The sequence below is a fragment of the Sedimentibacter hydroxybenzoicus DSM 7310 genome, assembly GCF_013403245.1.
In the GTDB taxonomy this organism is placed as follows: Bacteria; Bacillota; Clostridia; order Tissierellales; family Sedimentibacteraceae; genus Sedimentibacter; species Sedimentibacter hydroxybenzoicus.
Genome location: NZ_JACBNQ010000033.1, coordinates 1 through 24,094 on the forward strand (window position 1 = coordinate 1; position 24,094 = coordinate 24,094).

Consider the following 24,094-nt stretch of genomic DNA (forward strand, 5'->3'; position numbering starts at 1 on the left):
TCGCCAAACTCATTTTTCATTTGATAAACACCGGGGTTGTCCGGTACTTTTTTCAATTCTTCCTGTATATCAAACATGTTTACTCCTAAACAAATATACATCTATTATACCACTCAAATCTTAAATTTAACATAATAATAAAAATATTTTACAATAAATTGCGTGAATGATATAATTTAATGCAAAGATATAAGTAATCTGGAGGAAATTATGAAAGCCTATGACTTAATAAACAAAACAGAACTGGAAGTTACATATGATAGCTTAGTTGAGCTGATGAGAAATCACAGACAGATTGATTTGATTCTTCATGACAAAAAAACTGATGAAGACGGATATTTGACTTGGGATGCTGAACATTGGTCAATAGTTAATGAAAATAGATTCATGAGATGCTATTCGCTGGGTGAAAGACAATTAAGAGATTATACACAGCATAATATTTACGATTTAAAGAATGATTTTAAGCCGGAACAAGCAAAAGAAATACAAATAAATTAATAATATAAATTAAGATGTCCCACACCTATTGAAGCGTGGGACATCTTAATTTATTTATTATAGTAATAGATATTCTTTATCATATCCGGACGTATCTCCCAAATATTTGCTTGGGTAGTATATATGTTCCAATTATCAATATCAAAAATCCTGTACCAGCTATCCAATACAATCTTTTTTTCCATAGGATAAAAGTTTGCATACTTCCCTTCAATAAATGAAGTTGTTTCTTGTAATCCCAGCAGCCTCATTCTTTCTGCATATGCCTCAGCATCTTTTTTATCCCTTGGTATGTACCAGTGATTCAACACATGATCCCACTTATTGCCGTCAAAATAAATAATATCCGACTTATCTACTTCAAGTTCATAAGCAATAGTGTTTTCAATAGGACTTAACATTCCTTCACGACTCACTGAGCACCATATCGGAAATTCAATGCCTTCAGGTATATAAACTCTACTCCGGGCTGCATGTACAAACCATTTATAAAGGTTTATATAAAACGGAGCAATATCCCTGAATTGTTCTTCAATATATTGTCTTTTAACTCTGTATACACCATTGCTTTTCAAATCATCCAAGCTTTTAATATTTTGTCTGGTCCAGATAGTATCTTTTGATGAATCGGTATTGGTATTCATAACCTACCCCCAATATCTAAGCTTAATTTTTATTACTTCTCTTCCCTTAATGCCTTCATTAAAGAAACTATGGCTAACAGCATTACGATAATAAAAGGAAACGCTGCTGCTATAGAAGCTGTCTGCAGTGCACCCAATCCACCTGAAACAAGAAGCGCTGTCGCAAATAATGACTGAACTATTCCCCAAAGAAATTGCTTTTGTCTTGAAGGATTCAAATCGCCTTGTGAACTAAGCATTCCCAAAACAAAGGTTGCCGAATTTGCAGATGTAATAAAGAATGTAGTTAGTAATACAACAGCTATAAATGACAATATCTTCCCTAACGAATAATGATTGAATACCTGGAATAATGCAGTTGACGGATTTGTAGCAGCTGTAGCCAATCCTTCCACACCAAGTGTCTCACTTAAATTCAACCCCATTGCACCAAATACAGCAAACCAAACAAGTGATACTATTGCAGGAGCAAATATTACTCCACCAATAAATTCTTTTATTGTTCTTCCCTTGGATATACGTGCAATAAACGTTCCAACGAATGGTGCCCAAGCAATCCACCATGCCCAGTAAAAAATTGTCCATCCATTAGTCCAGCTCTTATCGCCAAACGGATCAACATGAAGACTGTTAGCTACAAATTCATTTATATATTGTCCTAATCCATTTGTAAATACATTAATTATCTTTAATGTAGGTCCAAATATAAATGACAGTACTAATAATCCAAACGCAAGATATAAATTTATATCTCCTAAAAGCTTTATCCCCTTGTCTATTCCACTGACTGCAGTCCAGATATATAAAATTGTAATAACTACTATTATGCCTAATTGAACTACTGTAGTTTCCGGAAGATTGAAAAGGTAATTGAGTCCGCTATTAATTTGTAACGTACCTAGCCCCAAGGAAGTAGCTACTCCCGCAACAGTTGCGAATACCGCAAGAACATCGATTGTCTTGCCTATGGGACCGTTTACTCTTTCTTCTCCAAACAATGGGATGAAAATGCTGCTGATTAATCCCGGTTTATTTTTTCTATATTGGAAGTATGCTAATGCAAGACCTATAATAGCATAATTTGCCCAAGGGTGGAATCCCCAATGCATAAATGATGCTTTTATGGCAAAATTAATTGCTTCATTAGATCCCGGTACTATTCCCGGCGGAGGGCTGACATAATGAGATATAGGTTCCGCAACTCCCCAAAATACTAGTCCTATTCCCATACCGGCTCCAAATAACATTGCAAACCATGATGTAGTGCTATATTCAGGTTCTGAATCATCCGCTCCCAGTTTTATATTACCATACTTACTGAATGCTAACACTAATGCAAACAATACAAATATAAACATTGATATCAAATATGCCCATCCAAAGTTGTTAGTTAAAAAAGATAATAAAAAATTAGCAAAGGATGCAAAATTTTCTTGGGCAAATATACCCCATGCTACTATAGCCAAAGATATGCCCAAGGATATATAAAATACTGAATTATTTTTGGATTTCGATTTTTCCATATACCTCAACTCCTTATTTTATGGCAGGCTGTTGAAAAAGTTCATCCTATTTTCAACAGCCTGAGGGGTATCACCCCTATTATATTTTTACTTTGTATACTTTTTGTTCTTCAATATCGTCAGTTAAAGCATCTAAAGCTACTCCTACACGATGATATCTAAGCTTCCATTGAGTTTCCCATGATGTGCCCGGGTCCCCCAATGGGTAAGGAATTGAAATAGTAGGAACGATTTTGTTAGCTCCCACGGTTGTTGCAACAGGTATTAAATTACACAATAATACTACAGGTATACCCGCTCTTTCTATTTCTTTTACCATCGTTGCGCCGCAACGTGTACAGGTACCTCAGGTCGATGTCATTATAACTGCGTCTACTTTGTCCTCTTCCAATTTTATGATTATTTCTTTCGCCATCCTCATAGCTTCTGCCTGAGTGGTTCCTGTTCCTACAGTACTGTAAAAATAATCATGAAGAGCTCCAAACTTGCCTTCCTTTAAATATGTCTTCATTGCATCGACAGGCATGATTACATTAGGATCCGCATCTGCTGCCGCAGGGTCAAAGCCTGCATGTATAGTTTTATAAACTCCTGATTCAAGCTTGTCAACATTTGATATATCGTATCTGCCCCATCTTGTTGCCGATGCTGATTGAATTCTGTCAGGATTGTTAACAGGTACAATTCCTCCTGTAGTCATGATGGCTATTTTAGCTTTTGACAAATCAGCTATAGGAGTAGCGACAGGTACTCTATCCTGCTTTGGTATAGGAAGTTCTGATTCAAAAGGAAGTCCGTTTAATTTCTTTATAAGCATTTCTACACCGCGTTCTGCACCTGTTTTTCCGGATTCCAACCAAACTTGCGCTCTAATACCTCTTGGGAAAAACCCTTCCTTATCAGCCGAACCTGTTTTTTCACCATTTAATATTTTATTTGCAAAAGATGCTATTACTTTTACATCATCCTTTAATTTAGCAGCCGATTTTCCACCCTTAAACACATACATATCTTTTTTAAACATCTCAACTCCGGGATTTTCTTCATTCATGGAAGTAAGCACCGGAACGTTAAATCTTTCTTTGACCGCTTTACATATATTGCCGCAGGCTACACCGTATCTTCCTGCCTGGAAAGCAGGTCCCGCAATAAAAATATCAAATTCCTTATCTTCCAAGAAACTCAAAATTTCCTTTATTGCTTCATCTGTATTACTTCCCATATAGTTATCACCACATATAACAGTGTGTGTAATCTCTGCATTAAGCATTGAACTCAATGCAAGCGCAGGTCCTATAGCCCCTTCTCTGATTTCAGGCTTATAATCAGCAGTATCTTCCCCACCAATTCCTGCAAAGAATTGATTTATATAATGTATTGCTTTCTTCATTTTCTCACCTCCTAAAATTCCTTCATTGTCTTTGGCGACCATCCTGCAATCATATCGCCGCAGAACATTGCGTTGTTTTCCATAATTATTGAGCCGTCTTCTCTTACGGAAGGTCCTAATATTTCATCATAAGACCATCCTCCGGAAAGACCGTCTCTTGCCAATGCTTGTAATTCGCCTATAACCTTATCTGCAGGCGAAAGTTCAATCAACTGAGAAACATTTCCTGTCGAAACTAATGCATTCGCTTTCACATCAAGCGTAACTAAAGGTTGCGAAGCACCATCTCTCCCCGTACATTCATTGCTTATTCCAACTGTTTTTACTCCCACATCTTCCAATGCAGCTAAACAAAGAATATAGTCTGCATCCGGATTACCGTATCCTTCTTCAGTTACTATAGCTCCATCCGCACCTAATGATTTAGCCATCTGAGCAACAAATATAGCGGATCTTTTCTTTTGCTCCAAAGCTACATTTAAGTTTGACATAATAACTCCCAGAAAGTTAATACTCTTTCCATGTTCTTTATAAAGCTCTTTTATTGTAGGAAAGTTCTGAAAATCATATGTTGACCATTTTGATGAACAAGGCATAAAACTTCCCGATATTAATGCTCCGTCCAATACTTCATTCGGATTCATGAAGCTTGGAACATATTTGTTCATATCCCAGCCATATACTTCATCATTATATCCAAGTGCTTCCATCTGTGATTGCGGCTGCATAACCAAGACTACTGAAGGAAGCTTGTTTACCTCTTCGGTTCTTTTAATCACCGGATCAAGCTCAAAAACTTCCACTTCTTCGGGCTCCTTGTCCTTTACAGTTGCACCTAAATACTCTGCAAACTTATGAGATGCCATTCTGATTGCCGTGTTTTTCTTTTGCTGCTCGAATCTTTCGAATTCTTCGTCAGTGTCAGCAACTATACAGATGTTTATCAGCTGTGAGAACAGAGTATATTTTGCACCCTCTCCCCCCATATCAATAAGACCGTCTCCAAAGCTTCCATAATGCATTCCAACACCTAATACGCTGCACCCTTTCAGAGCATGTACCCTTCCGCTTCCGGCCATTTCAATATCTCCTGTTACTCCCGGAAATACAGCCCTTCCGTCAGGTCTGATTCTTGGTTCTACAGCCTCTTTAACCGGAACTATGCGGGTATTTTCGCCTGGCTTAGCAATTACAATATCTACATCGGTGATGTGTTCATCTTCCTTGATGAATGCAATTGCTTCTTCCTTATTGATGGTTAGAATTCCATTATTAAACATGGTTTTCTCTCCAAAGATAACATCCTTAATCAGGAAATTACCAATTTCTAATTTCATATCCTTTCCTCCTTTTTTCGTTATCATGATTATAAATGTTTATTTATTAACAAATATAATCATGATTATTACATCAATTTTCATATTATCACATTTACAATTAATATGCAAACGATTTTTTATGTTCGCTTTAAAATTTTTTTAAAAATTTAAAAAAAATATCAAAAAATGTTATAACTTTTTTGCTATTAATTGCAAAATATGATACTATCAATATAAAATATAAATACATATGGTGGAAAAATAATAATGGGTGAAATGCATAAAAAATTAGCAATTAATCATTTTATCAACGCTGCAGACGAACTGATTAATGAAATGGGTATAGAAAAGGTAACTATCAGAAATATAGCGCAAAAAGCCGGATATAACAGTGCAACCATATACAATTACTTTGAAAATTTAGATCATTTGATTTTCTTTGGAGCAATGAAAAATATAACGGATTACGCACTTGCACTTAATTCCTATCTGGCAGATTCAAAAAATGCAATGGATAGGTTTTTAATGGTGTGGGAATGCTTCTTTAACTATGCATATTTAAAGCCAGACATATATAATGCTATCTTTTTTCCTAAGCTGCCAAAGCATATTGAAGAATATGTTTCAGAATTTTATTCACTGTTTCCTGAAGATTTAGGTATTCATCATGATACAATATCAACAATGCTTTTAAAAGGAAATATTCATGACAGGGGAATGACCACGGTTATGGATTGCGTTAGTGAAGGATTCATAGAATCACATAATGCCGATAAATTAAATGATATGACGCTTTTAATATTTGAAGGAATGTTAAAAAGAGTTCTGAGAGGTACTGTTAATTATGAAAATGCAAAAACCAAATCGATGGATTATATAAAGGTTATTGTGAAATCATTTTTAATCAAGGATTATAATTTTTATTTTTAAAGGATCCCACATACATGAGATCCTTCATTTTTTTTGCTTATCTTACAGGGCATAGACCTGTATCGCATCCCTCATTGCCTACATCCAGCGCTTCTTCCTGTACTTCATATTTACTTAATAAGGATGGTATGAACGGTTTCATTTCCTTTTTAAGTTTAATATATTCTTCTTCTGTTATTGATTCGTATGGCATTAACTGATAAAAGCTGTCATCTAAGGATAAGAATGATAATGCAACTACATCATCCCAATTGTCCCATACCCATTGTTCTACCTGCTCCCACTCACTGTCTCTTACGTGTACCGTAATTGAACAGTTGTGATCAACATAGTTTTCCATAAACAATTTGTAGTTTTCCAATTGGTCGATTGCCGTAACATCATATTTCGTCTTGCCCTCAGGTGCTTTTTCAGGAAATTCTATGACCTTTGTAGTGCATGTCTTGATGTCCTGACCAACCTCAGGATAAATTGAATATCCTAGCTCTTCACACACCTTAACCAAAGGATCGTGACTGTTAATTCTTACTCTTCTCAGGAAGTATGGCGAATGTGAATAATGAACTCCGCTTGATACCCCCGGAAGCTGAGACAATGTACCCTCAGGTTTAACTGTCGTAACAAGAATAGGCGCACTTTCACCTATTTCATTTGCATATCGCTCAGATTCATCCTTTGCCGCATCTCTTAATTTTTTTAACAGTTCTGCCTGCTGATCTCTGTCAAAACCAACAGCATTAGCCATATCCTGCCATCCTGTCAATGAGCATCCTGTTATTTTATCTCTTTGCTGAACTCTATCCCATTGTGATAATTCAAGCTCTACGCAGGTCATTCTGTATGCTGCCCTTGCAGATAACCTTTGTGCTTTTAACAGTGCTTTTTCATCTAAATTTCCGTCTTCATCAACAAATGCATATACGTTAATAGTAGTTAAATTACATAAGCCTTTGTTATCAAGCAATATTTCTCCGCAAGGATTTACACCGTTCATATTCGGTCTTCTCTTTGCTCCTGCCACCTCGTTTACCCATCCCGGTTCTCCCGAGTAACGCATTTGCTCAAGCTGCCACCTTAACTGATCTCTCGTCGGTTTTTTCCTGTAATAAATTGAATTGTTGCTCATAGAACGGTGGATAATATCCTTATCAACAATCCATTGTCCATCAATATTTTTATACAGCTTGCTTTTTGCTTCTATACAATCCGTATCATCATAATCTATAAGCATTATTTCAGCAGTTCTTCTAACTCCGCCTACAACAACATTTTCTCCGATGATATTTGCTATATCCAGGCAATCAATAGGTTTAAGCTTAAAGCGTTCCTTACCCTCAATTGCACTGCGTTTTTTTATTGCTGAATCAATTTTTGTGAACATGTTTTTCATGCTGGCATGACCGCTTGCGGTTCCGCCAAATGTTTTTAATGTTTCTCCCTTTGGTCTTACATTATTGTAATTAATAATTATGGTATTAATATTTCTGTATTCACTTGAATTTATAAAGCCTAAGAAGTAATCAAGCGCCTGCACCCAACCTTCCTTACTGTCACCTACAATGATTTTCACAGTATTATTATGGTTAAATTCTACTCCCGTATTATCTTCTCTTTTTGATTTTGCAACAGGTGTATAATCCTCATGAATTATTCTGAAATTTCCTCTGACCTTAGGAAGCTTTGCAACATCATCTTTTAGTATCCTTACTCCAACTCCCGAGCCAATCATCAAAAGATAAAATAAATCTCTGAAGGCATGGAAATCATCTATAATTTCAAATGCACAATTAAAGTTAGCCATAGGATAGTTGTATGATACCGGAGTTCCTCCTACCCAGAATGTTCTTCCTGATAAAAATTGTCTTAAATTAAAAATGTTATCATATAATTGCTCTGCTTCTTCTTTTTTTGTAGGAACTAAGCTGCAGTTATATTCAACTGCTCTTCTGACTGTTTCCCACCAGTACTCTCTTCTTCTTTCTTCAGGGAGCCATCTTGAATATGTTCTGTAGTATACGAAATTCCCAAGCTGATTCATAGGAGATCCAATATGCTTGTACTTGCTGATAAATTCTTCGCTTAAAAGCTTATAGTCTTTTCTTTTACGAGAATCTCTTGATTTATCTCTTTCATATCTGTATAATATGTATTTTTTAGCAACATCTTTTCTTGTGCTGTCCATAAGCTCATTTTCAACCATATCCTGGACAACTTCTACGGGTACAGGAAAGTTTTTATTCTCTAATTCTGTTTGTATCTTATGACTTATCTCCCTCGCTAAGACCTCGTCTACACCTTCCTTGGTTTCCTTCATTGCTTTAATGATAGCATTGGTTATTTTTTCTGCATTAAAATCAACAAAGGTTCCGGTTCTTTTAAGTATTCTCATAATCCCTTATCTCCCTATAAATGTATTAAATCACGTGATACTACATATTGTAGCATCGAGCTTAATTTATGTCAATATATACTATATATAGTTATTTTTATATATGCACAACTAATTTATATTAGAATCTACACATTTATAGAAACTTAGCAAATTTTGTCGAATATTTCTCAAATGTATTAATGTGGTATTTCAACGGTTGTATAATTTCTTAATAAATCTTAACAAATGTTGGCTAAAATAATAGATTGCTGCAAAACAAGGACTATAATATCTTAATTATTTCTTCCTTAAATTCTATGGTGGTTAAATTTCCTCCTATATCTTTAGTATGAAGGTTTTTATTTCTCAAAACTGTTTTGAGTGCATGTTCTATTTTCATAGCTGCTGTCTCTTCACCTATATATTTAAGCATCATAATGCCTGATAAAATTGCAGCCGTAGGATTTGCAGCATTTTTACCTGCAATATCGGGTGCAGAGCCATGAACAGGTTCGAAAACAGCTGTACTCTCACCTATATTGGCGCTCGGAGCCATGCCCAGACCTCCTACCAATCCTGCAGACATATCAGAAAGTATATCCCCATATAGATTAGGTGCAACAATAACTTCATAATCATACGGATTCATAACTAACTTCATGGACATTGCATCAACTATCACATCTTCAAATTTAATATGGGGATAGTCCTTGGAAATTTTTCGCCCTGATTCTAAAAATAATCCATCAGTTAATTTCATTATGTTTGCTTTATGGGTCAATGTAACTTTCCCTCTATTCTCTTTTTCGGCAACTTTAAATGCAAAGTCAGCAATCCTTTCGCTGGCACTCCTTGTAATTATTTTTATGCTTTCAGCGACATCATCTGTTACCATGTGTTCGATACCCTTATATAGATCCTCGCTGTTTTCTCTGATAATAACCAAATCTAAATTTTTATATAAACAATCAATTCCTTCAAAGGATTTTACAGGTCTTAAGTTGCTGTATAAATTAAATCTTTGTCTCAGCAGTACGTTTATACTTCTGAAGCCCTTACCAACCGGTGTTGTAATTGGTCCTTTAAAAGCAATCCCATTTCTTTCTATACTTTTAATAGTATCTTCCGGCAACAATTCACCACACTTTTCATAAGCAGTATATCCGGCGTTCACTTCTTCCCACTGAATATTATTTGTTACTTTATCAATTATGTCTGTAGCTGCATACATTATTTCTAAACCGATTCCGTCTCCCGGAATCAAAGTAATTTTTCTTTTCATTTTAACCTCTGTACATTATTCTTTAGGGTCATATAATTTAATAATCCACCCGATTTTATTATTTCAGTTTGCATTTGTGATAATGTAAGTTCCATTTTATATTTTTTATTTTTTGTAATGTTATCAACAGTTATAATTTCATTTTCTAATTGTATCAACAAATTATTAATAACTAATTCATCCATTTCATCTATATCACCATAATTTGCTTCATTCATAAATGTCATGGGAATAATTCCGTTATTTATTAGATTGCTTTTATGAATGCGAGCAAATGATTTTGCAAGAACTGCTTTAATCCCTAAATAGAGAGGTGCTAATGCAGCGTGCTCCCTGCTTGAGCCCTGTCCGTAATTTTTACCGGCAACAATTATCCCACCGTTATTTTCTTTTGCCTTTTTAGGAAAGTCTTTGTCTATGGTTGTCATACAGAATTCAGATAAATAAGGTATATTGGATCTGTAAGGAAGAAGCTTCGCATTTGATGGCATAATGTCATCAGTTGTAATATTATCTCCAACCTTTACTAAAACCTTCCCGCCTATTTTACTGCCTGCTTCTTTATTTTTGGGGAATGGCTTTATGTTTGGTCCCCTTATTATTTCTATCTCTGAGCCATTGTCAGCAGGACTGATTATCATATTATCCTGCTGAGAAAACTGTTCAGGTATTACAATATCAAGATCTGCATCATAATCAAATTCATCGTCACCTGCAATATATCCTTTTATGGCCGAATAAGCGGCAACCTCCGGGCTAACAAGGTAAACATCGGCAGTATCCGTACCGCATCTTCCTTTAAAATTTCTGTTAAAGGTTCTTAATGAAACTCCATTTGTGTTAGGAGCTTGGCCCATGCCTATACAAGGACCACATCCGCTTTCTAAAATTCTTGCACCGGCAGCTATCATTTTTGATAGAGCTCCATTTGAAGCAAGCATAGTAAGCACCTGTTTGGAACCGGGGGAAATTACCAATGATACATTTTCATGAACCGTCTTCCCATCTAATATATTTGCAACCTTCATCATATCCACATATGATGAATTTGTGCAACTGCCTATTGCAACTTGATTTAACTTTGTTCCCTTAACCTGATTAACAGGTACCACTGCATCCGGCGAATGGGGAAGTGCTGCATTGGGCTGTAATGCACTTAAATCTATCACAATTTTTTCAGAATATACTGCATCATTATCAGCTTTAATCTCTGTAAAATCTTTTTCTCTTCCCTGCGCTCTCAGAAATTCTAAAGCTCTTTCATCAGAAGGGAATATTGAAGTGGTTGCTCCAAGCTCTGCTCCCATGTTGGTAATTGTTCCCCTTTCAGGGACAGACAAATGTTTGACTCCTTCTCCTGTATATTCAAATATCTTGTTAACCCCGCCTTTAACCGTAAACTGCTTTAATACTTCAAGTATTATATCTTTTGCAGTTGAAAATTTATTTAACCTTCCTGTTAATTCAACATTTACAACAGCAGGCATCAAAATTCTGTATTCTCCTCCCGCCATCGCAACTGCCACATCCAATCCGCCGGCACCTATAGCCAGCATACCCATTCCTCCGCAGGTCGGGGTATGGCTGTCCGAGCCAAGAAGTGTTTCTCCCGGAACAGAAAATCTCTCTAAATGTACCTGATGGCAAATTCCGTTTCCGGGCTTCGAAAAATAAATGCCGTGTTTCTTTGCAACAGTTTGTATATATAAGTGGTCATCTGCATTTTCGGGACCTGTTTGAAGCATGTTGTGGTCTATATATGCCACAGAGCGTTTTGTTTTTACCTTGTCTACTCCCATAGCTTCAAATTGCAGATATGCCATTGTCCCTGTAGAATCCTGCGTCAATGTTTGATCTATTCTTATCCCTATCTCGCTTCCTGTTTTCATATTACCGGAAACCAAATGATTTTTTATTATTTTTTCAGTTAATGTCAGACTCATATTGCCTCCTATATTGCTTTATTATTATATGCATATTTATTATTTAAAACATACATATTACACATAGCCTCCATTTCTTCAGTAGAAATATTGGATGTTCTTCCCTTTTCATATTCTTCATCTATTTTATTTTTAACAGTAATCAATCTTTCATCAGATTTTTGTATTTTCTCTTTACTTTTAAGGCTGAAATAACTGTTTATCCAATATGCAATACTTGATATTCCCGAATAAGAATTAATTGCCACCAAAGGCGGCTTACCTAATACCTTGCCTGTATCAAAGCTGTTATATATTTCTTCGTCTTTAAGCAATCCATCAGCATGAATGCCTGCTTTAGTCACATTAAATTCTTTACCTACAAAAGGCGTCTTAGGTGGAATATCATACCTTAGCTCTTTTTCAAAATATTCTTCTATTTCTTTTATAACCTCTAAGTTAATATTCTTTATATTTCCCTTTATTTGTGCATATTCGATTATCATTGCTTCTAAGGGTGTATTACCTACTCTTTCACCAATACCGAATAATGTAGTATTCACAGATGCTCCGCCATACAGCCATGTTGCAGTTGAATTTGTAACTGCTCCGTAATAATCATTGTGACCGTGCCATTCAATTGAAGAAGAAGGAACACCGGCATAGTATTTCAAACCATGTATTATTGCAGGAACCGATCTGGGAAGTTCAACTCCTGCATGGGAAACTCCTAACCCCAATGTATCACAGGCTCTTATTTTTACATTTATTTTGCTTTCATTCATCAAATCCATAAGATTTTTTGCCAAAGGCACAACAAACCCATAAAAATCAGCTCTTGTTATATCTTCAAAATGGCATCTTGGTACGATACCGTTTTCCAAAGCTCCATAGGCAATGTCCAGATACATTTTCATTGCTTCCTGTCTTGTTTTATTAAGCTTATTAAAAATATGGTAATCAGAGCATGACATTAAAATTCCTGTTTCTTTTATTCCCATTTCCTTAACAAGCTTAAAATCTTCCTTGTTGGCTCTTATCCAAGAGGTTATTTGCGGGAATTCATAACCCTTATCCATACAAGCTTCAACTGCATTTCTATCTTTTTGTGAATATAGAAAAAATTCAGTTTGTTTTATTATGCCTGAACCATTATCAAGCAAATGAAGATATTCATACAACCTTACCATTTGTTCACTGTTCATATTTGTCATTGATTGTTGGCCGTCTCTGAATGTTGTGTCTGTAATCCATATATTTTCAGAAACATCCATAGGTAATTGAATGTTGTTGAATTTTATTTTAGGTATTTCAGCATATGGAAAAATATCCTTATACAATTTAGGGTTAATTACTTCTACAGGGTTAAATTTCATACTGCCACCTCCGAATTTTGAAAGATTTTATTTATTAATTGCAAATATGTAATTAAACATATCATTGATTATTAATGCACATTATAATATAATCGTGTGTTTCAGTCAAGTATAAATGCGTGCAGTTTATATGTTATTATTTTCCATGCAATTATTTTGATTTTATTTGCAACTATTATATTTTAAATTGCAAAATGCTGTCAGGCATAAAAAGAGAACAGCGGCTTTGATTTTTCTCAAAACCGCTGTTCTACGATAACAAAACTTTTATAGCATAGCTAACCACCCACCGAGCAACGGTTTTTTTCTTTTCCGCTTGCGCGGTGGGTATGCTTTCATATTTTGTTGCACCTCACTTCGGGCCAACTTGGCCCGAAGTACCGAACTGCCCTGCGTATAAAATGTCTTTTAGCAACTGGATCGCTTCATGCCAAGAAATTGAACAAAACCAATATTTATTTTGTAATCCACTCAACAGGTTCGCCCGGTTCCAATGTTCCGTAATTTATTGTCGTAATTTCTCCTGTCTCTGGGTTGGTAGGCTGGTCAACGTAGAACATAAAACCATTTTTTCCATATCTGCCGAGTTTAGTTTGGTCGTAATGTTCGCTATCCATGCAAATGTTGACGGCTTTCAAACCTATCACCACGTCTTTACTTCCCTCAAAAAGCTCCTGTTCCCATAAATATTCACATTCGATATTCAAAAAACACTCTTTGATTTGTGGTGCATTGACTTTTGACGCTTTTTCCGCAGTTAAGCCGGAGGCAGTAATTTCATCTGCTTCAAACTCATTGTTCCCAATCGTTTTAATGCAGTGGTCATAAATATCTTTTGAGGGAAAATTTAGTACGCATACACCTGTTTCTTTTAGTGATTGATACATATGTCCGCCTTTATTAACTTTTCCTAGAACACAGATAAAGTTATCAATTCCGCTTCCCATGAAGCTAGACCAAGAATGCAGACAGGCATTTTCTTTGCCGTTTGATTTCCAACCTGTAACAACAAATACCAACGACGGCACGGCTGTTACTAAATCGTACCACGACAGATTACCACAGTATGTTAAATATTGCTCTGTTTCATATCCGGCAAGCTTCTCCGGCCTTTCAAAAATGGATACTTCCTTTTTCATAATGAGTTCCTCCCTTTTTTATATATAGTAACAAATGCAATACGACAACTGTATGTCGTATTACTCGTATTGAACTAAAATGTTTTTTGCATTTTTGCAAACTTCATCAATCAGCTCAAGAGGTTCTATAACCCTTACGGCATCACCATAGCTTAATATCCATTGGATTAAGTAATTGCGATTGGTAAAAACGTTTTTAAATCGTAATTTGCCGGATTGCTTGTCGAATGTTATACATTCTGGACCATATTCATCAATCAGTCTATATTTTACGCTAGTGTCAAAAAGAGCCACCAACTTTATATCATCAATCCAAATATAATCGTCAAAATTAAGTTCTTTTTCGGAGATAAATCTTTCCTCATAATTTGCATGTGTATTTTGTAATTCGCTTAAACGATTTAACTTGAAAAGTCTATAATCTTGCCTAGCAAGGCAGTACCCGTAAACATACCATGCTAACCACCTAAACATGATGTAATAGGGCTCTATAGTACGTTCGCTTTCTCCCTTTTCAGAATAGTATTTGAACGAAATTAGTTCCCGATTGCTAATGGCCTGTTTTATCACATCAATTTTTTCAGTTAGGCTCACTTGATGAAATGAAGATAAATGAATAATAACTCTATTTTGCTCAGATAGAACAGCGCTCTTTTCATTGGTGAGTTTTTCCATAAGGCTTTGAGAATAAGTATCTTTTGAAATGCTATCTATACTCTTGAGACCCATAAAAATTGCACTCAATTCTTTTTCTGTCAGTATTGTTTTGTTAATTTTATAGCCCTCTGCAATGGAAATCCCCCCACCATATCCTTGCATAGATACAATAGGGATACCGGCCTTACATATGTTATCAATATCACGCTGGATAGTCCTGCATGAAACTTCAAACCGCTTTGCTAATTGTGATGTTGTTACTTTTTCCTTTTGCAAAAGAATTGTTATGATACCTATTAGTCGGTCTATTTTCATACGCTCACCTCTATACCATTATAACATAGGAATAGGACATGTGCATGTCTTGTTTCTTTTCTACCTTTTTTCGGGTTTCCGCTAAACGGCAAGCAGGACCGATGTATATACACCGACATGTTTTGAAGATTTTCCCTTACGGGAAATCCTCAAAACTGCTTGTTGGGGAGTGCCTTCCCCAAACCCTGCGACTTCGGGTCAACTTAGCCCGAAGTCGGCGCTTCGCACCTCATGTTGCGTCATGTCGCTATCGCTCCATTTCCTTATTTTTCTGCCCGTCCGTCAAGCCGAGCAGATGGTCTATATTGCTTTTCACCGCTATAATTTCCTGCATATCCTTTTTGGCTTCCCGGTACTCCCGGTAAGCCTTTTTCTTATCAGAAGCCAACTTCTGAAACTACGCTTTGAGCGTATCCATTTTAGGGAGCTTACCGCCGTCCAGAAGTCTACCCATTGTGGCTCTTGCCGCCCGGTAAGTAGCTATATCCGATTCATGCTCCCCAAGATATTTCCTGCTGTACTTCGCCGCTTTGTATCCCTCGAACACAGGCCGAGTTTTGGCGTAATCCACCACCGCCGCCTTTAATTCCGTATTGGTACGCATGGCGGCACGAAGCTGTGTAAAGCGTTCCTGCCCCTCGGTGCGGAAGCTGATCCGCCGCCCCGCCTGTGCTTGACCTCAAAGCCAGCCGCCGCCATTGCCTGTAAAAAGGTGTCCATATCGGGCGGTTTTTCAGCAAGGCAAACATCAATCTGCGCCTTTAGGCGTTCCCTAAATGTCGGCGCTTTATTGCCATCGGCCCATTGCCCATAATGCAAATATTTTCCCTTGCTATGGAGCTTCGGATTGGCGATATACGATAGCCCATGTTCAATACATACCCTGTCGGAAAGCCGCCTGAATGCCCGTCCTGAACCAAGAAAATCCCGGAACTTCCGGGTACAATCAAGCGTAGTTGAGTTGTAATAAATGTGTACATGGGGGTGGGGGCGGTCAGCGTGTGACACCACGAAAAAAGCGTGCTTGCCCTTTGTCCAGCGCATAGCCGTTTCATATCCGATTTCAAGCGCACCGTCATGGTCAATTTCACCGGGCAAAAAAGCCTGCTGTTTATGATAATATAAAACGTCCTTATCCTATTTCTGCTCGCGGCCCGTAATAGCCTTGTATTTAGCCTTGCTCAAAAGAAACTCGGAATGTGCGGCCCTCCTTTCCTGTAAAAAATGACTTCGGGCCAAGTTGGCCCGAAGCGGGATATATGAAAAGCCGCAATCACCTCGTAAGTGGTAATTGCGGCTCACTTATTTTTCTTCAGGATTACTATTTTCCGCCGGGATAAATTCCAGCAGGTCGCCTATCTCACAATCAAGCACCGTGCATATCCGGGCCAGAACATCAATGTCCAGTCTGCTTATTTTGTTATTGCAGTAATTGTTAATTTGAGAACGCTGCATTTCTGCTCTGTGGCTTAATTTGTTTTTGCTGATACCCTCTTTTTTAATCAGTTCATCCAGTTTTATTTTTATTGTTCCGTATTCCATCGGAAGCCCTCCCTATGTAATAGTCCATATCCTTGACATATATAGTATTGCACTAAAATATAAGTTCTAATATGTCTTGTCAGACTTATTACACAACCCAATAAAAGGAGAGAAGCAAAATGGATACTGCAAAAGCAAAAAAGGCACTGAAAAGACTTGCCAAACAAAAGGGCGTGAGGGTAGAAGATGTGCGCCATGAAATTGAAATTGCCATAACGGAGGGAATGAAAAGTCCCGAACCACAGGCACAGGTATTTTGGAGTTCTATCCCCCACAAAGGGGAGCGGCCAACCCCGGAAGAAGTTATTACATACATTGCGGGTATGGTCAGGGATTAGGGCTTGCACATAAAATAAAAAGAATTGACTAACGTCAAAATCAACACCCCTTCCCCTCAGAAGGGATATTGTCAAGGGGGTAAATGATATTTTTTGATTTTCCCATAATATTAAGAGGGTGTAGGCAGTTTTCTGCTTACACCCTCTTAGCTGCCATACAGCAAAGGCAGGAAAAACCGTCAAGGGCGGCGCAGCCGTTCATCTTGACCCTTGACGGTTTTTCGTGTCTTTGCTATGTCTTTTCGCTATCCTCAATTATTTCTCATAATCAAGCCTAAACTGCATAGCGGCTTTCATCAGCTTGGCTTTTACCATATCTTCAATGTCTTTGTTTCCTTTACTTAGCACATAGATATAGGGCATATACAGCCTTACTAATGCGTTCATGGCTTCGGTATCTCCCTCAATAACCTTTTCGATTTGCTCGTAAGACAATAGCGGATATTTGGATTTACTCATGGTCTAACCTCTCCATTTCCTGTTGTAATTGTTTTAATATTCTGTGCTTGTGATAGTTGATATTGCTTCGGGAGCAATCATACATTTTTGCAAGTTCTTTTTCCCTAATATCCGCAAAGTAAAACAGTAATATTAACTCTCGTTTTCTTTCGGGCAGTTGTAACAAGGCCGTTTCTAACCGCTCATTTTCAATGCTTATAGCAATTTCTCCAATGTAAAATCGGTGTATGGGTAACATGGTAAAATCGTCATTCAGACTTGGCGGCTCTTGGTTATATTCTTCCATGAGATAGTCAAGGGATATTTCATGCTGCTGTCTGCGTTTCATATCTCGATAACAGTTTCTTGCGGCATACCGCATAGCCTTTTTATAGAAAGCGTCAAACCGATAGCAGATAATCTGTTTTTTATCTTCATCTATGTTCATGTTCTTTCCTCCGTTCTTTTCCGTTTTGTTTGCGACAAGGCGGAAAAGGTGGGGGAGAGCGTGCCGTTGGGATTAGTTTCGGGCATGAAAAAACGCACGAATAGAATATCTCTAAACGTGCGTTTTGAAAAATGGCATAAGAATATCCATGACTATTTTCAGAAGCATATAAACAGGAAAAGCTATGTAGTGTTACATTGTCTTTTTCTGATTAAAGCAAGCCGTATTGAACAAGCTGCGAATTTTGAACAGTGATAAAATTAAACATAAAGATACCCCCTCAATATCGCCTGTCCCCAAAGGGCATAAGGATAAAAAGAGGAACGGCGGCTTTGATTGTGTTTTCAAAACCGCCGTTTGGCTACTCTATACTATTTTGGACAAAGTTATCTAGCCACCGCAACAACGGTTTTTTTTATTTCCCGTTGGGGTGTTATCTTCTATCTGATGATGGAAATATACTTTAGTCAAAATAGAACATCTCTTCAAACTTCTTGTCTAATGCTATGCACAAAATTAAAGCTAACTTTGCAGTAGGGCTAAATTGTCCTGTCTCTATGGAGCTAATGGTATTTCGAGATACGCCCACCATTTCAGCAAGTTGTGTTTGGGACAACTTCTGCTCTGTTCGTACCTCTTTTAAGTGGTTTCGTAATATTAGTTCCTCATTATTCATCTGCATTTACCTCAATGTTGTCATAACTACATTTCCAAGAGAGGCAAGACAGGCGATTGTTCCAGCAATGACAGTAACAAGATAGATTTTGTTTTGTGTGAATTTGTATTGTGGATAGGCTTCAGCGGCAAGAAATGCCCAGAACATAGCCATAGGTGCATGAATGGGTTGACCATTAGCAAAACTAAATATGGCTATAAAAGCAAATACTACACAAAATGCACCTATCCCCACCTTTTCTCCACGACGTTTAGCGTCAATAAATCCTTCGTCTTTCTTCTCTTTTCTACTCTTGGCTAAAATTTCTTCTTTTTTCATCATAGCTACCTCCCAATTCTTATGACAAGTTTTATTGTCAAATATATAATACCATTGCAAAGTTTTGTTGTCAAGAAGTTTTGCAAAGTTTTATTGTCATTATTTTATATAAGCCTTTTCCATAACAAAGCAGTATGATTTATTACGCTCAACTATATGCTGTATGATCATATCCAAATAAAAACATGACAGTAAAATATAGTAGCGTGAAATAAGATAAAACTAAAAAAGCTATCTACAACTCCATATCCTTTGCCTTGTGCGATTGTTGCTCCTGCCGAAAAATAGTATAAACATTCTTACGAATTTGCTCGGCTTCTTTTACCTCGTCTTTGAGAGAAGCATACCTCTGATTGAGGATTTGCCGCTTGTCGGTCAAGTCGACATATTCTTTTTTCCATGCCTTTAAGGGTAAGGCAGTCCTGCCGTTCAGTACATCTTTAAGATAGGTATTTGCCGCTGTGAATAAAATCTGTTCGCTTTCCGTCAATGCCTTTTTGCTCTTGTACTTTAAGTAGGTGTCAGCTTGCCCGATATGTTTTTTCAAAACGGTCATGCGCCGCTCAACGGGTTTCAATTCTTCACGAATATTCATCTGCTCGTCAATCATGGAACGGAATTTTTCATCAAGCCCCGCCATATCCCTAATCTGATTTTGCTGTAAAAAGCTCAGCATTTTTGCGGCGGCTTTCAGATTGCCAACAGCTTGGTAACGGTCAGATTTTCCCGTCTGCTCCCGTCTTGCAAGAATACCCTGTATGACATCTGCAAGGGCGGGCGGCTCGGTGTTCTCTGCTTCTTCTTTCAGCCAATTTTGCAGTCTGGTAATGCGTGCCTTTAGCTGTCGCAATCTCTGATTTGTCACTTCAATTTCTCGGTTCATGTTTCCCCGTTCAGAAGTCCGCCCAACCTTGCCGCCATTCCTCGGCTTTGGTTTGTTCGTTCCAGTCGGTGGCGGGAATGGATTTGCATTTGTATTGCCGCTTTTTCGGGTCATAGATTTTGTTGCCCTGCGGGTCAAGAATATAGTCTTTTTTCTGCTTGGCTCCCCATTCGCCGCTCTGCTCAAATGGTCGCATTGTCAACATGATATGTGCGTGAGAATTGCCGCCGCCTGTGTCGTGTACGCAAATATCGGCGCACATTCCCGCCGACACAAAATGCTGATTTACATACTCTCGGACAAGGAAAATGTTTTGTTCCCTTGTCAGTTCAACAGGCAAGGCTATTTCAATTTCTCTCGCTAACTGTGCGTTTTTCGCCTTTTCGATTTTCTCAACGGCGTTCCACAAAACGGCGCGGTTTGAAAACTCGGCGGGGGCATTGTCGGGCAATAAAATTTCCGTATGCACAACACCGCCCTTACGAGTATAGTCATGCTCAATACCGTCATATTGGTTGAGGGTTTTTTCGCCCGCCCGATAAGCTGCCGCCGCAACAGCAGATTTGCCTTTTCCTCGGCTGATGATTTTTATACTGCAATGATAGATTGCCAATAGCACGCTCCTTTCGATTTTGTTTGATGGGGTGGCAATTTAGTGTTATAATTAACAGAATAGAATAAACAATATTTTAATTTATTGGTTGGTGGAGGTATCTAAGATGAAAAGTTATGAAAAGCCTAATTTGATATTGCCAGTCAGCTTACATGATGCCAGATTGAACAATATTGAGATAGAAAACACTATTATTACTTTCATCATGGAAGATGGGATACGCACGATTAGTGGCAGAGATGTAGAGCAAACGGGAAAGGCAAAAGTTACTTTTCCTAAAGTAGACTTCGATTTTTGTAAGGTATATTGTACTGGCAAAGATAATTACCGAAAAGAATGGAATATTGATGATTTTGCCACGAAACTATATATTAAAAAACCGAAACCGATTATTGACATTATTGATGAAACCTATGGCTACAATCAGGCAAAATTCAGTTGCAACTTGACTATGAATGATGAATGGTTTGACTGTGAAATTGAAATATATCATTTTGAACCTATGAAGTATGTTTGGAATGAATAAATTTCTGTTTGCTTGTTTTTTTGTGCCGACAGGCACAAAACGTTGTCTGCAAGACCGCACATACCACATTCATGTGGTATATAAGTGCGCCCTTGCTCTAAGCAAGGGAAAGGGCAGAAGCCCCTTACCCTTGTGCCGTTGCCCTGTTCTCGCCCTCGTCTTTGTTGCTGTGGGGCGCTGATTCCGTGGGGTTTTTCAGGGCGGCAGAAGTGCCTTGTGCGGTCAATTCTGCCAACAGGCGGCGGCTTTGGTCGGTGGCAACGGTCTTTTCAAGAAAGGTTTTGAATTGCTCCTCTGTCAGGTGGATAGTATCGGGGAGCATACTTTCAAACAGCCCCATGCGCTTGCATAGTCGCTTTGTTCTGTCCTTGCGCTCCTGCTCCTTTTGTTGCTGCACAAGCCGTTTTCTCTGATTTTCAAGCTGTGCGATTTGGTCTTGAATGCTTTCGATTTTCTCGGTTCTTGTCTTTGTCATGTAGAAATGCTCCTTTCGATTTTGGATAGGAATGGATAGGATAGGATTGATAGATAAGGATTTTGAACGCAAAAAAGCGGCTTACCCGTTTTCGTGAGTAAGCCGCTTTCTGCGGTCAAATTGCATTATGCGATTTTCTTCTTCCTTGCCTTTTCTTCCTGCTCCTGTTCCTTTTGTTTCTGCTTGGCGGCATATCTGCGCTGTGCTTCTCGCCGCTGTTCCCGCTTGCGCCTTGCCTTTTCCTCGGCGGCAATTTCTTCGGCGGTGGGTTCGGGTATCGGCACTTCAAATTTGCCGATAAAGTTCAGATAAATATCCACCTTTTGGCTTCGTTCGCCGCTTGATTTATCCGCTTCATGGACTACTATTTTTTCAATAAATTCATGTATCATGGTAGGGGTCAGTTCAGAAAAGTCGGTGTATTTTTGCACCAGTTCAATAAACTTATCCGCTTTCAAGCTGTCAGCATGAAAGCTGTCCAATTCCCCTTGCAGCCGTTCCATAGACTGTTCCAGTTCCGCTTGTTCCTGCTCGTATTCCTGCGATAGCACCTCAAAGCGTTTATCGGTCAGCTTGCCGTTTACATTGTCCTCGTAAATCCTGCGAATAAGGGTATTCAGTTCCCCAATCCGCTTTTGCTCCTTTGCCATTTTCCGCTTATGGGATTTTGCCGCTTCTTCCTGCTTGATTGCGGAGGTTTCACGGACTTGCTTTATAAACTCGGCTTCGTTGGATTTCACAAAGACGCTTACGGATTTGATAGCTTCAAGAGCCAATTCCTGTATAACAAGGGTTCGGATTTGGTGTCCTGTGCATTGGCGGTTGTATTTCTTGCCCGTAAGGTTATAGGTGGAACAGGTGTAAACATCTTTCGGCGGTTTGTTGCATACATAGCCCTTTTTGTTTACATAGCTTGTGGGATAAGGCATTCTGTGGTTATACAGCTTCGCCCCGCAATCGGCACAAAACAATAGTCCTGTTAAGGGGTTCGCTTCGCCGTGGTCGGTACGCCTTGGGGTCGGGCATATAGCCGTATATGGCTTTGAATGTCAGCCGCCTGCCGCTCATGCCCCTTGCCTTGTGGCTTGCTTTTACCTTGCGGCTTGCGTCACGCAAGTACCATTCCGACATGATATTGAGGAAAGGGGCAAATTCGCCGCTTTCCTTATTTTGACTGTCGATATTGTTGGAAACGGCAATGAAGCGTACCCCTTTTTCTCGGAAAAAGACTTCGGTGTAAAAGCCCGTTTGCAGATAGTCCCGCCCAATTCGTGACATATCCTTTGCAATGACGGCGGTTACATTGCCTTTCTCGATTTCCTCAATCATTCTTTTCCAATCGGGTCTGTCAAAGTTCCCGCCGGAATACCCGTCATCAGAAAAATGGGCAATGTTAAAAAAGCCGTTTTGCTCGGCATACTTTTCTAACATTGCCTTTTGATTTTGGATTGATGTCCCCGATAGATTCATCATCTCGGCTCAATCGGGAATAGAGTGCTGTGATTTTTTCGTTGCCTGTCTGCCTGTTCATGGATTACTCCTTTCAGGCAAACGGCTCATTTGCAGTAACTTCATTTTACTACAAAAAGGGTATATTTTTAAGTTAGATTGATTTTTTTAGCACTTTTCTCCCTTTCTTTTGGGGTTTTTTGTGCTTTTTTCTTTCCTTCGTTTTTTGTGCACTTTCCTATTTATAAAAAAAAAGAAGCCCTTTCGAGCTTCGCCTTTAACTATCCTAACCAATTAACAATTCCCATTGTATCCTTAAAACAATCATTTCTTAAAAAATCATCATCGTATTTTTCGGAACACATCATCGGATGTCTGCTTATATAAAATTTCCCGTGCTTTAAATATTGCTTTTTTTCTTCTGCAAATTTACCCCATAAGAAGTAGCTTATATTCTTGTTTTCCTCAGATATATAATTCAAAAGCTTTATACTGAACGGTTCCCAAATGGAAATATGACTTCCTGACTTGCCCGGCTCCACCGACAAATAGGTGTTCAGCAATAAAACACCTTGTCTTTCCCATGATTTGAACAATTGATCTGGAGGTAAAATATTAAAGTATCCTGTTTCAATTTCTCTTTGAATTTCTGAAAATTTCATAATATCATCGTAATTTTCTATATTATTATAATTCTTATGAATCAATCTTATTATATTCTTTAGAGAAACCTGCCTGAACTTTTGACTCCATGATATCAAATCCCCTACCTCAAAAGCGCGACCTGTAGGTCTGCCTTTTTCGGGATATGGGTCTTGACCTAAAATAACTACCTTTACCTCATTTAAATTATTCTTTAAAAAACTCAACACATTATCATGGTGAGGATTAGTATTATCACCTATTTTTTCTTCAATAATATTTAATTCTTCTATAATCTCACGTGTCAAAAACTTATCCCACGAGCTATGTGCATCCTTAGGTATTAAACTCATAATTTCACCCTTAAATTATTTTTA

At 38.0% G+C, this 24,094-nt stretch carries 23 protein-coding genes and 3 pseudogenes; 5 read left to right on the forward strand and 21 right to left on the reverse strand.

The genetic code is table 11. The annotated features are described in order from the left end of the window. Nucleotides 1-210 precede the first annotated feature (210 nt). Nucleotides 211-501 carry a hypothetical protein gene (locus tag HZF24_RS17330; protein ID WP_179239634.1) on the forward strand — a complete coding sequence of 97 codons (291 nt, stop codon included), beginning with the start codon at nucleotides 211-213 and terminating at the stop codon, nucleotides 499-501. Between the two features lie 50 nt (nucleotides 502-551). Here HZF24_RS17330 and HZF24_RS17335 read toward each other — a convergent pair whose 3' ends face one another. The 4 genes from HZF24_RS17335 to HZF24_RS17350 all read right to left on the reverse strand — a co-directional run bounded on the left by HZF24_RS17335 (nucleotide 552) and on the right by HZF24_RS17350 (nucleotide 5,395). Beyond that, nucleotides 552-1,145: a DUF3841 domain-containing protein gene (locus tag HZF24_RS17335; RefSeq protein WP_179239635.1), complete on the reverse strand. Its 594-nt coding sequence runs from the start codon at nucleotides 1,143-1,145 to the stop codon at nucleotides 552-554. A gap of 32 nt (nucleotides 1,146-1,177) precedes the next feature. Beyond that, nucleotides 1,178-2,668 carry a glycine betaine uptake BCCT transporter gene (locus tag HZF24_RS17340; protein ID WP_179239636.1) on the reverse strand — a complete coding sequence of 497 codons (1,491 nt, stop codon included), beginning with the start codon at nucleotides 2,666-2,668 and terminating at the stop codon, nucleotides 1,178-1,180. A gap of 79 nt (nucleotides 2,669-2,747) precedes the next feature. Further along, entirely contained in the window at nucleotides 2,748-4,058 is a 1,311-nt protein-coding gene (grdH, locus tag HZF24_RS17345; protein WP_179239637.1) for a betaine reductase selenoprotein B, read from the reverse strand. Nucleotides 4,059-4,069: 11 nt separating this feature from the next. Next, nucleotides 4,070-5,395: a glycine/sarcosine/betaine reductase component B subunit gene (locus tag HZF24_RS17350; RefSeq protein ID WP_179239638.1), complete on the reverse strand. Its 1,326-nt coding sequence runs from the start codon at nucleotides 5,393-5,395 to the stop codon at nucleotides 4,070-4,072. Nucleotides 5,396-5,653: 258 nt separating this feature from the next. Between HZF24_RS17350 and HZF24_RS17355 the strand changes: the two genes are divergently transcribed. After that, complete coding sequence (locus tag HZF24_RS17355; RefSeq protein ID WP_179239639.1) at nucleotides 5,654-6,307, forward strand: TetR/AcrR family transcriptional regulator; 654 nt, start codon at nucleotides 5,654-5,656, stop codon at nucleotides 6,305-6,307. A gap of 37 nt (nucleotides 6,308-6,344) precedes the next feature. Here the strand turns inward: HZF24_RS17355 and nrdJ are convergent, their stop codons facing one another. The 8 genes and pseudogenes from nrdJ to HZF24_RS17395 all read right to left on the reverse strand — a co-directional run bounded on the left by nrdJ (nucleotide 6,345) and on the right by HZF24_RS17395 (nucleotide 16,911). Then, nucleotides 6,345-8,696, reverse strand: coding sequence for a ribonucleoside-triphosphate reductase, adenosylcobalamin-dependent (gene nrdJ / locus HZF24_RS17360; protein WP_179239640.1), 2,352 nt, complete (start codon nucleotides 8,694-8,696; stop codon nucleotides 6,345-6,347). Nucleotides 8,697-8,961: 265 nt separating this feature from the next. Beyond that, on the reverse strand, nucleotides 8,962-9,960 hold the full coding sequence (locus HZF24_RS17365; RefSeq protein ID WP_179239641.1) for an isocitrate/isopropylmalate dehydrogenase family protein: 999 nt from the start codon (nucleotides 9,958-9,960) through the stop codon (nucleotides 8,962-8,964). After that, nucleotides 9,957-11,903: an aconitate hydratase gene (locus HZF24_RS17370; protein WP_179239642.1), complete on the reverse strand. Its 1,947-nt coding sequence runs from the start codon at nucleotides 11,901-11,903 to the stop codon at nucleotides 9,957-9,959. The genes HZF24_RS17365 and HZF24_RS17370 overlap by 4 nt, the downstream gene beginning before the upstream one ends. Nucleotides 11,904-11,911: 8 nt before the next feature. Beyond that, nucleotides 11,912-13,258: a beta/alpha barrel domain-containing protein gene (locus HZF24_RS17375; RefSeq protein ID WP_179239643.1), complete on the reverse strand. Its 1,347-nt coding sequence runs from the start codon at nucleotides 13,256-13,258 to the stop codon at nucleotides 11,912-11,914. A gap of 455 nt (nucleotides 13,259-13,713) precedes the next feature. Further along, nucleotides 13,714-14,397, reverse strand: coding sequence for a flavin reductase family protein (locus HZF24_RS17380; RefSeq protein WP_179239644.1), 684 nt, complete (start codon nucleotides 14,395-14,397; stop codon nucleotides 13,714-13,716). A 60-nt stretch (nucleotides 14,398-14,457) separates the two neighbouring features. Beyond that, the gene (locus HZF24_RS17385; protein WP_179239645.1) at nucleotides 14,458-15,369 is read right to left on the reverse strand and encodes a helix-turn-helix transcriptional regulator; all 912 of its coding nucleotides are present in this window, start codon (nucleotides 15,367-15,369) and stop codon (nucleotides 14,458-14,460) included. Nucleotides 15,370-15,616: 247 nt separating this feature from the next. Then, nucleotides 15,617-16,608 (reverse strand): annotated as a pseudogene (locus tag HZF24_RS17390) (relaxase/mobilization nuclease domain-containing protein). 63 nt (nucleotides 16,609-16,671) lie between these two features. Continuing rightward, entirely contained in the window at nucleotides 16,672-16,911 is a 240-nt protein-coding gene (locus HZF24_RS17395) for a helix-turn-helix domain-containing protein (RefSeq protein WP_179239646.1), read from the reverse strand. Nucleotides 16,912-17,030: 119 nt separating this feature from the next. On the opposite strand from HZF24_RS17395, the gene HZF24_RS17400 reads away from it, so the two are divergent. Continuing rightward, a complete protein-coding gene (locus HZF24_RS17400; protein ID WP_179239647.1) occupies nucleotides 17,031-17,249 on the forward strand; it encodes a hypothetical protein in 219 nt (72 codons plus the stop codon). Nucleotides 17,250-17,504: 255 nt separating this feature from the next. Here the strand turns inward: HZF24_RS17400 and HZF24_RS17405 are convergent, their stop codons facing one another. After that, the gene (locus HZF24_RS17405) at nucleotides 17,505-17,708 is read right to left on the reverse strand and encodes a helix-turn-helix domain-containing protein (protein WP_179239648.1); all 204 of its coding nucleotides are present in this window, start codon (nucleotides 17,706-17,708) and stop codon (nucleotides 17,505-17,507) included. After that, nucleotides 17,701-18,135 carry an RNA polymerase sigma factor gene (locus tag HZF24_RS17410; protein WP_179239649.1) on the reverse strand — a complete coding sequence of 145 codons (435 nt, stop codon included), beginning with the start codon at nucleotides 18,133-18,135 and terminating at the stop codon, nucleotides 17,701-17,703. Before HZF24_RS17410 ends, HZF24_RS17405 begins: the two co-directional genes overlap by 8 nt. 60 nt (nucleotides 18,136-18,195) lie before the next feature. Between HZF24_RS17410 and HZF24_RS17415 the strand changes: the two genes are divergently transcribed. Then, nucleotides 18,196-18,390: a hypothetical protein gene (locus tag HZF24_RS17415; protein WP_179239650.1), complete on the forward strand. Its 195-nt coding sequence runs from the start codon at nucleotides 18,196-18,198 to the stop codon at nucleotides 18,388-18,390. Between the two features lie 208 nt (nucleotides 18,391-18,598). On the opposite strand, the gene HZF24_RS17420 is transcribed toward HZF24_RS17415, so the two are convergent. The 3 genes and pseudogenes from HZF24_RS17420 to mobQ all read right to left on the reverse strand — a co-directional run bounded on the left by HZF24_RS17420 (nucleotide 18,599) and on the right by mobQ (nucleotide 20,625). Then, nucleotides 18,599-18,811 (reverse strand): helix-turn-helix transcriptional regulator, encoded by a 213-nt coding sequence (locus HZF24_RS17420; RefSeq protein WP_179239651.1) that lies wholly within the window; start codon nucleotides 18,809-18,811, stop codon nucleotides 18,599-18,601. A 6-nt stretch (nucleotides 18,812-18,817) separates the two neighbouring features. Further along, the gene (locus HZF24_RS17425; protein WP_246346176.1) at nucleotides 18,818-19,132 is read right to left on the reverse strand and encodes a DUF6442 family protein; all 315 of its coding nucleotides are present in this window, start codon (nucleotides 19,130-19,132) and stop codon (nucleotides 18,818-18,820) included. A gap of 232 nt (nucleotides 19,133-19,364) precedes the next feature. Further along, nucleotides 19,365-20,625: pseudogene (mobQ, locus tag HZF24_RS19450) on the reverse strand (MobQ family relaxase). Between the two features lie 106 nt (nucleotides 20,626-20,731). Here mobQ and HZF24_RS17435 point away from each other — a divergent pair. After that, a complete protein-coding gene (locus HZF24_RS17435; RefSeq protein ID WP_179239652.1) occupies nucleotides 20,732-21,151 on the forward strand; it encodes a hypothetical protein in 420 nt (139 codons plus the stop codon). 124 nt (nucleotides 21,152-21,275) lie between these two features. Here HZF24_RS17435 and HZF24_RS17440 read toward each other — a convergent pair whose 3' ends face one another. The 4 genes and pseudogenes from HZF24_RS17440 to HZF24_RS17450 all read right to left on the reverse strand — a co-directional run bounded on the left by HZF24_RS17440 (nucleotide 21,276) and on the right by HZF24_RS17450 (nucleotide 24,070). Then, the gene (locus tag HZF24_RS17440; protein ID WP_179239653.1) at nucleotides 21,276-21,626 is read right to left on the reverse strand and encodes a DUF3847 domain-containing protein; all 351 of its coding nucleotides are present in this window, start codon (nucleotides 21,624-21,626) and stop codon (nucleotides 21,276-21,278) included. Nucleotides 21,627-21,751: 125 nt separating this feature from the next. Beyond that, entirely contained in the window at nucleotides 21,752-22,555 is an 804-nt protein-coding gene (locus HZF24_RS19120; protein WP_246346179.1) for a DUF4368 domain-containing protein, read from the reverse strand. 82 nt (nucleotides 22,556-22,637) lie between these two features. Continuing rightward, nucleotides 22,638-23,157 (reverse strand): annotated as a pseudogene (locus HZF24_RS19125) (recombinase family protein); the annotation flags it as partial. A gap of 199 nt (nucleotides 23,158-23,356) precedes the next feature. Next, entirely contained in the window at nucleotides 23,357-24,070 is a 714-nt protein-coding gene (locus HZF24_RS17450) for a uracil-DNA glycosylase (protein WP_179239654.1), read from the reverse strand. Nucleotides 24,071-24,094: the final 24 nt, after the last annotated feature.

Bases quoted from the DNA above. Each gene is read 5' to 3' on its own strand.
- HZF24_RS17330 (WP_179239634.1), top strand. From the start codon at position 211: ATGAAAGCCTATGACTTAATAAACAAAACAGAACTGGAAGTTACATAT.
- HZF24_RS17335 (WP_179239635.1), bottom strand. From the start codon at position 1,145: ATGAATACCAATACCGATTCATCAAAAGATACTATCTGGACCAGACAA.
- HZF24_RS17340 (WP_179239636.1), bottom strand. From the start codon at position 2,668: ATGGAAAAATCGAAATCCAAAAATAATTCAGTATTTTATATATCCTTG.
- HZF24_RS17350 (WP_179239638.1), bottom strand. From the start codon at position 5,395: ATGAAATTAGAAATTGGTAATTTCCTGATTAAGGATGTTATCTTTGGA.
- HZF24_RS17355 (WP_179239639.1), top strand. From the start codon at position 5,654: ATGCATAAAAAATTAGCAATTAATCATTTTATCAACGCTGCAGACGAA.
- nrdJ (WP_179239640.1), bottom strand. From the start codon at position 8,696: ATGAGAATACTTAAAAGAACCGGAACCTTTGTTGATTTTAATGCAGAA.
- HZF24_RS17365 (WP_179239641.1), bottom strand. From the start codon at position 9,960: ATGAAAAGAAAAATTACTTTGATTCCGGGAGACGGAATCGGTTTAGAA.
- HZF24_RS17370 (WP_179239642.1), bottom strand. From the start codon at position 11,903: ATGAGTCTGACATTAACTGAAAAAATAATAAAAAATCATTTGGTTTCC.
- HZF24_RS17375 (WP_179239643.1), bottom strand. From the start codon at position 13,258: ATGAAATTTAACCCTGTAGAAGTAATTAACCCTAAATTGTATAAGGAT.
- HZF24_RS17380 (WP_179239644.1), bottom strand. From the start codon at position 14,397: ATGAAAAAGGAAGTATCCATTTTTGAAAGGCCGGAGAAGCTTGCCGGA.
- HZF24_RS17385 (WP_179239645.1), bottom strand. From the start codon at position 15,369: ATGAAAATAGACCGACTAATAGGTATCATAACAATTCTTTTGCAAAAG.
- HZF24_RS17395 (WP_179239646.1), bottom strand. From the start codon at position 16,911: ATGGAATACGGAACAATAAAAATAAAACTGGATGAACTGATTAAAAAA.
- HZF24_RS17400 (WP_179239647.1), top strand. From the start codon at position 17,031: ATGGATACTGCAAAAGCAAAAAAGGCACTGAAAAGACTTGCCAAACAA.
- HZF24_RS17405 (WP_179239648.1), bottom strand. From the start codon at position 17,708: ATGAGTAAATCCAAATATCCGCTATTGTCTTACGAGCAAATCGAAAAG.
- HZF24_RS17410 (WP_179239649.1), bottom strand. From the start codon at position 18,135: ATGAACATAGATGAAGATAAAAAACAGATTATCTGCTATCGGTTTGAC.
- HZF24_RS17420 (WP_179239651.1), bottom strand. From the start codon at position 18,811: ATGAATAATGAGGAACTAATATTACGAAACCACTTAAAAGAGGTACGA.
- HZF24_RS17425 (WP_246346176.1), bottom strand. From the start codon at position 19,132: ATGATGAAAAAAGAAGAAATTTTAGCCAAGAGTAGAAAAGAGAAGAAA.
- HZF24_RS17435 (WP_179239652.1), top strand. From the start codon at position 20,732: ATGAAAAGTTATGAAAAGCCTAATTTGATATTGCCAGTCAGCTTACAT.
- HZF24_RS17440 (WP_179239653.1), bottom strand. From the start codon at position 21,626: ATGACAAAGACAAGAACCGAGAAAATCGAAAGCATTCAAGACCAAATC.
- HZF24_RS19120 (WP_246346179.1), bottom strand. From the start codon at position 22,555: ATGCCTTATCCCACAAGCTATGTAAACAAAAAGGGCTATGTATGCAAC.
- HZF24_RS17450 (WP_179239654.1), bottom strand. From the start codon at position 24,070: ATGAGTTTAATACCTAAGGATGCACATAGCTCGTGGGATAAGTTTTTG.